This window comes from Sphingobium sp. CECT 9361 (assembly GCF_918741285.1).
Taxonomy (GTDB): Bacteria; Pseudomonadota; Alphaproteobacteria; order Sphingomonadales; family Sphingomonadaceae; genus Sphingobium.
Window position 1 is genome coordinate 1,120,569 of sequence record NZ_CAKKNC010000001.1, and the last position, 7,218, is coordinate 1,127,786.

Annotated in this window: 6 protein-coding genes and 1 tRNA gene; 4 read left to right on the forward strand and 3 right to left on the reverse strand. The window is 62.8% G+C overall.

Annotation, left to right across the window (positions count from 1 at the left end; genetic code table 11):
- Positions 1–2 precede the first annotated feature (2 nt).
- A complete protein-coding gene (locus LQ220_RS05190; protein ID WP_230187190.1) occupies positions 3–1,232 on the reverse strand; it encodes an FAD-dependent oxidoreductase in 1,230 nt (409 codons plus the stop codon).
- Positions 1,233–1,442: 210 nt separating this feature from the next.
- On the opposite strand from LQ220_RS05190, the gene LQ220_RS05195 reads away from it, so the two are divergent.
- Positions 1,443–1,519 (forward strand) — tRNA-Met (locus LQ220_RS05195).
- A 100-nt stretch (positions 1,520–1,619) separates the two neighbouring features.
- On the opposite strand, the gene LQ220_RS05200 is transcribed toward LQ220_RS05195, so the two are convergent.
- Together LQ220_RS05200 and traA are read right to left on the reverse strand one after the other, a co-directional pair.
- On the reverse strand, positions 1,620–2,444 hold the full coding sequence (locus LQ220_RS05200; protein WP_230187191.1) for a DUF6118 family protein: 825 nt from the start codon (positions 2,442–2,444) through the stop codon (positions 1,620–1,622).
- 10 nt (positions 2,445–2,454) lie between these two features.
- Positions 2,455–5,340 (reverse strand): Ti-type conjugative transfer relaxase TraA, encoded by a 2,886-nt coding sequence (traA, locus tag LQ220_RS05205; protein WP_230187192.1) that lies wholly within the window; start codon positions 5,338–5,340, stop codon positions 2,455–2,457.
- A 172-nt stretch (positions 5,341–5,512) separates the two neighbouring features.
- Between traA and LQ220_RS05210 the strand changes: the two genes are divergently transcribed.
- The 3 genes from LQ220_RS05210 to LQ220_RS05220 are packed head-to-tail and all read left to right on the forward strand — an operon-like array spanning position 5,513 to position 7,125.
- A complete protein-coding gene (locus LQ220_RS05210; protein WP_230187193.1) occupies positions 5,513–5,818 on the forward strand; it encodes a conjugal transfer protein TraD in 306 nt (101 codons plus the stop codon).
- Positions 5,819–5,840: 22 nt separating this feature from the next.
- Positions 5,841–6,068, forward strand: coding sequence for a conjugal transfer protein TraD (locus LQ220_RS05215; protein ID WP_230187194.1), 228 nt, complete (start codon positions 5,841–5,843; stop codon positions 6,066–6,068).
- A 58-nt stretch (positions 6,069–6,126) separates the two neighbouring features.
- The gene (locus tag LQ220_RS05220; RefSeq protein WP_230187195.1) at positions 6,127–7,125 is read left to right on the forward strand and encodes a hypothetical protein; all 999 of its coding nucleotides are present in this window, start codon (positions 6,127–6,129) and stop codon (positions 7,123–7,125) included.
- Positions 7,126–7,218 lie beyond the last annotated feature (93 nt).

Genomic DNA, 7,218 nt, shown 5'->3' on the forward strand with positions numbered 1-7,218 from the left:
TCTCAGGCCAGCCCGACTTCCTTCAGCGGCACACTGGCGTCGGCCAGTTGCGCTTGATCCAGCACCGCGCCGGACACGACATGGGCGCGGCCCTGCACATAATCCTTCACCATGTTGACGCAATCGAGCGCGATCAGCTTGCCAGCCTTCAGATACAGAACCGAGAAGCTGCGTGTCGCCGGATCGCCGCGCAGGATGGTGCTGTCATAGCCGGTGGACAGGCCCACCGTCTGCAGCTTGAGATCATATTGGTTGGACCAGAACCACGGCACGGCGTCATAGGCATTTTCCTGACCCATGATGTGCTGCACGGCGACCTTTGCCTGATCGTTGGCGTTCTGAACCGATTCGAGGCGGATCTGCGCGCCGCTGGCAAAGCCATTGGCGTGCGAGGCGCAATCGCCCACGGCATAGATATCAGGCAGGCTGGTGCGGCAGAACGCATCGACGTCCACGCCATTGCCACCGGTCGCACCCGCTGCGATCAGCGGGCCGGTTTCCGGAATGATGCCGATGCCGACGATCACCATGTCCGCCGCGATGATCGTGCCATCGGCCAGCTTCACGCCCGTTGCGCGCCCGCCATCGGTTTCGATGCAATCGACCATCGTGCTCGTGCGCAGATCGACGCCATGCGCGCGATGTTCGGCTTCGTAAAAGCGGGAGAGTTCTTCGCCGGCGACACGTGCCAGCACGCGGTCCAGGGCTTCGAGCAATGTGACGGACTTGCCCAGCTTGGTCAGCACGGCGGCTGCTTCCAGCCCGATATAGCCGCCACCGATGACGACGACATGATTGACGTCGGGCAGGCGGGCCATGATCGCATCAACATCGTCGCGGCGGCGCACGCAATGGATGCCGCTGGCATCGCTGCCTGCGCAGGACAGGAGGCGAGGGGTGCCGCCGGTCGCCCAGATCATCTGCCCATAGGAAAATTCGCTGTCGTCGCCGACGGTGACGATCTTTGCCATGGCATCGACTTTCTTGACGCGCTGGCCAAGGAGCAGGTCGATATTGCGCTCGCCCCAGAAGCTGTGCGGGCGGATAAGAATGCGCTCGAACGGCTTGTCGCCTGCCAGATATTCCTTGGACAAGGGGGGGCGTTCATAGGGCGGCTCATGCTCATCGCCCAGCATGCCGACGGAGCCTTCGAACCCCATCTGGCGAAGCTGGATTGCGGCCTGTGCGCCCGCATGGCCCGCGCCTACGATCAGAACGTCATAATAGCTCATCCGTCACCTATGCCCCTGTGATTTTCAAGTTGCTGCCGTCCTTGGCGCGCCAGAATGCGCAAGGCAAGTCCCGGCGATCTTTAAGGGGTGACACGACATGTTTACACGAGCGGTTGACCGCCATCACAAGGCTGCGTATAGCGCCGCCTCACCGTGACGCCAATGGCGGCCCGGTTGCCCATCGCGGCCTGCTTTTTAAGCGGATTTCGGGGCGGAGTAGCTCAGCTGGTTAGAGCAGCGGAATCATAATCCGCGTGTCGGGGGTTCAAGTCCCTCCTCCGCTACCATTCAAGTCATTTATTGCTTTGTTTTCAAACGATAAAATGACTTTTCCGGAAAATCGAAACCACATTCGTTCCCACATTTTGTGCAGGTCGGAATGGGCTGTTATGCCCCTTTCTGGGATCGTGTCGCGGCCTCCACCTGCGTTGCGGCTGTTTCCCCTTCTTGACTGCTTTGACGAATCTTGACGGTGCATCGCACTGGCTGTTGCGACGTTGCAGCGGTCTTCCGGCAAGCGTCAATGGCATCGCGGTTGTCGCGCTGGATGTCAGCGGCCCGTACCAGCGCATTCCATGCCTCGGGGCTGTCGCTCTGCATCAGCTGTGCACCCGCGTCCCAGCGGGAGGATGCGCCAACCATCCGCGCTGCCATGCGCTCGGGCCAGTGCCAGCTTTCCGGCATGACACGGGCAATGGTGCCAGGAAGAAAGGACCAAAGCAGGATGCCTGCAAGCAAGGCTCCGCCTGCCACCTGGTAGAGCTGCTGCCGCTGCTCGGCGGCAGTGCGCGCATGAGCCGTGACGTTGCGCATTTCCTGCGTAGCTTGGTTCAAGTCGCTCCGAGCCTGGCTTATCCTGTCCTGATCGCTGCGTCGCGCGGCTTCGGCTGCGGCGGCGATCTGATTGCCAATGCTGTCAGGGGTCATCTGCAATGCGGGATGGCGCGCCATGCCCTTCAGGCTCTCGCTGATCGCGCCCATTCGCTTGGCCATGTCGGTGAGAGTCGCGCCGTAGTCGGGAATAACAATGTCGGCGCGCTCGGCGGCAAGGTGCTGAACCGCACGGCGCATCAAAGCCAATTCACCTTCAAGGCGGGCAAACGCCTCGGCGGCGGGGTCGCCTGCGGCCTCCGGAACGGGCGCGTCGGGAACGGGGTCCGGCTCCGGCTCAAGGTCCAAGGTCAATTCTACGTCATCATCATCGGTATCCATTACGCTTCTCCTACAGGCCCATGCCGATTGACCGGCTCCGCTCCATCGAGATGGAAGCGGCAAGGTCGCGGGCCAGATCGCGACCGAGTTCTGTCTTGATGCCAAGCTCGCGGGTGCGACCGCGCAGCAGGGATTCGACCTGCGCGTCGCGCTCCAGCCCCTTCGCCATGTCCGTCATGCGGTTGGTGAGCCTCTGCGCGCCATTGGTGTCGCCATCGCGCTGCATCGCTTGCCGTGCTTGCCCCAGCCGCTGCCAGTCGCTGACAAAGCGGTCGGCGCGCTGCGCGGGATCGACGCGGATTTCTGCTTCAAGCTGCATCGCCCGCATCGCTCCCTGACTGCGACCATCGGCGGCATCTCGGGCGAGCGAGGGGTGGCGCTGCAAGGCGCTGGCAAGGTCGGCTGTACCATGGGGCCGGATCGCGTCGAGTGCCTTCCCGGCCTTCTCCAGCGCGTCGCGCTGGTGGGGCAGGACCGGCAATCCCTGTTCGCGCATCTGCCCGATGTCTGCGGCGGCACGGGCATAGCGTTCGACGGCGCGGCGCTGATTTGGAAGGCCAGCCTGATCGGTCGGCAGCGCTTCGAGCCGGTTGGCCTGCGGGCGGAAACCGTCGAAGATCGACTTAGCGCGCTCCGGCAACTGACGGGCCATTTCCACGATACGTTCGCGGAAGGTAATGCCGCGCCGCTCGGCGAACCGCTGCTCTGGCTTGTAGTCGCTGGCCATATCCTTGCCGCGCTCGCGGCTCAGAGTGCGGACAAGTTTCGACTGATCGGCGAAGTCGTCGCGGCCATAATGCAGGGCAAGGCCGTCACGGTGGCGAGACATCGCGACATAGGCACTATGGCTGTCCATGCCCGGCGTCGCCAGCACATGGGCGCGGTCCACGGTCATGCCCTGCGCCTTGTGGATCGTTGCGGCGTAGCCGTGATCGATGTTCGCATAATCCTTGGTGTCGAAGGCGACACTGCGACCATCGTCGGTGCGCACGGCCATGCGTTGCGGCGTCACCTGTTCGACGGTGCCAAGGGTGCCATTCTTGACGCCCAGACCCCGCTCATTGCGCAGGAACATGATGCGGTCGCCGCTGGCGAACTGACGCTCGCCCCGTTCGGCGCGGATGGTCACGTCGTCGCCCAGCTCGCCACTGGCGCGCAGTTTTCCGCGCGCGGCGTCATTGAGTTCGCGCACCTCGTCATTGGTGTGGGTGAGGATGATGCGCGTATCGTCAGGGTTGGCCTGCCGGTCGCGGTCCCAACGCTCGATCAGTTCGCCGCGTGCATCCTCCCGCGTCTCGGCGGCGTTGACCATACCCCGTTCGCCATAGGCCTGAATGGCAAGGCCTGTGCGCCCGGTAGCGAGATGCCGGGTGGCATCCTTCTGCCAGCCTTCGTGCTGGCGGCGTACCTCGCTGATTTCGACGCCGCCGCGCCGTTCGTGGATCGCACGAAAGGCCGCTCCGGCTTCGATGGCCTGAAGCTGCTGCGGGTCGCCAACCAGGACAACCTTCGCGCCTGCATCGGCGGCATGGGAGAGCACGCGCTCCATCTGGCGCGTGCCGACCATGCCTGCCTCGTCGATGACCAGCACGTCGCGCGACGTGAGCAATTCGCGGCCTTGGCCCCACTGGTGTTCAAGGCTCGCGATGGTGCGCGATGCAATGCCTGAACCATGCTCCAGCCCCTCGGCGGCAATGCCGGAAAGGGCGACACCGCGAACGGTATAGCCAGCGCTTTCCCAAGCCTCGCGCGCGACGCCCAGCATCGCACTCTTGCCGGTCCCGGCATAGCCGACAATGACACTGAGGCCGCGCCCATCGGTGACATGCTCGAATGCTGCGCGTTGCTCGCCGGAAAGCGCAAGGCCGCGCTCCGCTGCCCGCGCCAGCGCTCCTTCCTTGCCATTGCCTTTGACGCCATGTCGCTCGTGCTCTGCCAGCAATTCCGAAGCGCGGCCAAGCCGCTGCTCGGTCTCAATCATCTGGCGCGATGTGAACCGCTCTTCGCCGTGTCCGTCCTTGCCCAGTGCGACAAGGTCGGATGATCCGCGAACCGCGCTCATGGCCAGATCGAACTGCTCCTTTCCGTCGCTGTGACGGTGCACGAACATGGCAAGGTCGCGGTTCGTGAACGTGGCCTGGGTGTGGGTGATCGCGTCGAGCGCTACAGCGGGATTGGCGATGATCCGCTCGCCATTGCGCTGCGCGACAGCGCGATGTTCTTTGATCCGTTCGGCCTCAAGTCCGCGCACGCCCATGCGTGATGCGGCGGGGCCAATCTTGTCCTGCGGCTCCAGCGCAATGCCTTGTGCCTCAAGGCTGCGATGATCGATCCGCGCGTCGATATCGAGTTCTGCCAGGCGCTGGTTCACATGCTCGGCCCAGCGTTCGCGCCATTGCTCGACCAGTTCGGCCTTGTTCCACTCGCGCACCTTCGCGCCGAACCCGTCTTTGCCAACCTCGCGCATGGTGAGCATGACATGGGCGTGCGGCTTTGGCTGGCCGTCCGCGCCAATGTCCCAATGGACATTGAGGTCGGCGATCATGCCCTTTTCGACAAATTCGGCCTCGGCGAATTCGCGCGCCAACTCGATGCCCTGTTCCCTGGTCAGCTCCCGCGGAATGGCGAATTCAACCTCGCGGGCAAGCTGCGCGTCCTTGCGCTTCTCGGCGGCCTCGACCGTGTTCCAGAGCTTTTCGCGGTCGGCGAATTCCTCCGGCGCGCCTTCCGGCAGCAGCACTTCGGAATGGACGACGCCGTCCTTGTTGGTGAAGTCATGGTCGCGGTCGAGCCGTTCGTCGTGCAAACGCTCGGCTCCGCGATAAGCTGCTGCGGCCACGGCGCTGCGCCCGCTCGACCGGCTGATGACTTTAACGGAAAGGTGGAAGATCGCCATGACGGCAATCCATCTACGCCATGAGCGCCACGTCGGCACGACGTATAAGCGCGCCCTCCCATGATAAAATCCTGCTCGGGACTATCCAGTATCAGGCCGTCTCGACGACTCTACAGCATTGGGAGAGCATCGATATTATCATCAGCGCATCACCTCTCAATGGAGAACTTCGATGCGTAAACCACGTGACTTTGATTCGGAGCTGAAGGCGCTTGCCGACAAGGCTAAGCAACTGAAGGAACGCCGCGTGCAGCAACTCGGCGAACTGGTGATCGCCACGGGAGCCGATGCCACCGACGCGGAAACGCTGGCCGGTGCGCTGCTGGTCATTGCTGAAACCAGTGACGCTCAAAGGAAGGAGGCGTGGCGCAAGCGGGGCACGGCCTTCTTTCAGGGCAAGGCGCGCAAGCGTGGCGACGGAACTCAAGGCCAGCCGAATGGCGCTCTCCCGCTTGACGGCGGCTCGGCATCGGCTTGAGGCACGAAGGGCGCGAACCGATATGCGCGAATGGCAAGTCAAACGACGCGAACGCACGCGACAACTGATCGAACTGGGCGGCCTGGTGGTGAAGGCCGGGCTGGTCGAACTCGCCGACGATGATCGAGCCACGATCTACGGCGCGTTCCTCACGGTTGCTGCCAAGCTGCGTGGCGAGGAACGGGAGCAGGCGCTGGTGCTGTGGAAGCGCAAGGGCAAGCGGGCGTTCGAAGCCGAAAGCAGCTCATAGGCGCACTGGTGGAAAACCTTTCGTGGAACCACACGAAATTGGCTGCTAGTCGATACCAATGCAATTGTTCGCCGGATCGTTCCTAACGACTGATTATCTTGAAGAAGCCATCCGGCAATCGACCGAATACCGGGCGGTTGATGTTGGTGCGCTTCGATCTGCCCTGATCGCCATCGCGGACCGGTTCCCGCGAGAATCATCGCCGAACGAAAGCCAGACGGAAGATGATTTCATCTGGCCAATTCTTGCCGAATTGGGTTGGTCGGAGAGCCTGAGACAACAGAATCTCTCTGCTGGTGGCAGACTCGACGTTCCCGATGGTCTGTTGTTCATTGACGATGGCGCCAAGGATCGCGCCAACGCCCAGCCAGAGGAATGGCGTCGCTACGAACATGGCGCTGCGGTTGTCGAGAGCAAGCGCTGGGCAAGGCCGCTGGATCGTGCGGTGGGACGCGAAGATGCGGTCGCGCCCTCCACCCAGATGCTGCGCTATCTCCGTCGCATCGGTGACAACAGCGAGCATGGTTTGCGTTGGGGCATCCTCACCAATGGCTCACGCTGGCGGCTTTACTGGGCGGGCGCGCGTTCAGTCAGTGAAGAGTTTCTGGAGGTCGATCTCGCTGGCGCACTTGCGCTCGATGTCCGCGACCAAACAAGTATCGATAACATTGCGCGCGACCATGCCCTGCGCGTCTTCGCGGCAGTGTTCTCGCGCACCGCGTTCGCCAAGACCGGTGCCGATGGCCGCTCCTTCCACGAACGCGCACGGGCTGAAGCTGCGTTCTATGAAGAGCGCGTTGCCAAGTCGCTGTCCAAGCTCGTTTTCGACGAAATCTTCCCGGCACTGACCACTGCGGTTGCGGGGGCCTCGCCGCAGACGCCGCTGGAGGAAGTGCGCGACGCCTCGCTGGTCCTGCTCTATCGGTTGCTGTTCCTGCTTTATGCCGAAGATCGCGATCTGCTGCCGGTCAACTCCGATGGCTATGATGATTATGCGCTCCGGCCAAAGCGGCTCGAAGTCGGTTGTTCCCCGTCAGCACCAATGGCACAGATTTGAGGTTGTGATTTAAGGAGGGTTGGGGCTTCGTCGTAGTGACGAAGGAACGAAGATGAAGCCCCAACCCTCCTTGAAAAAATTGCCCGCCAAGGC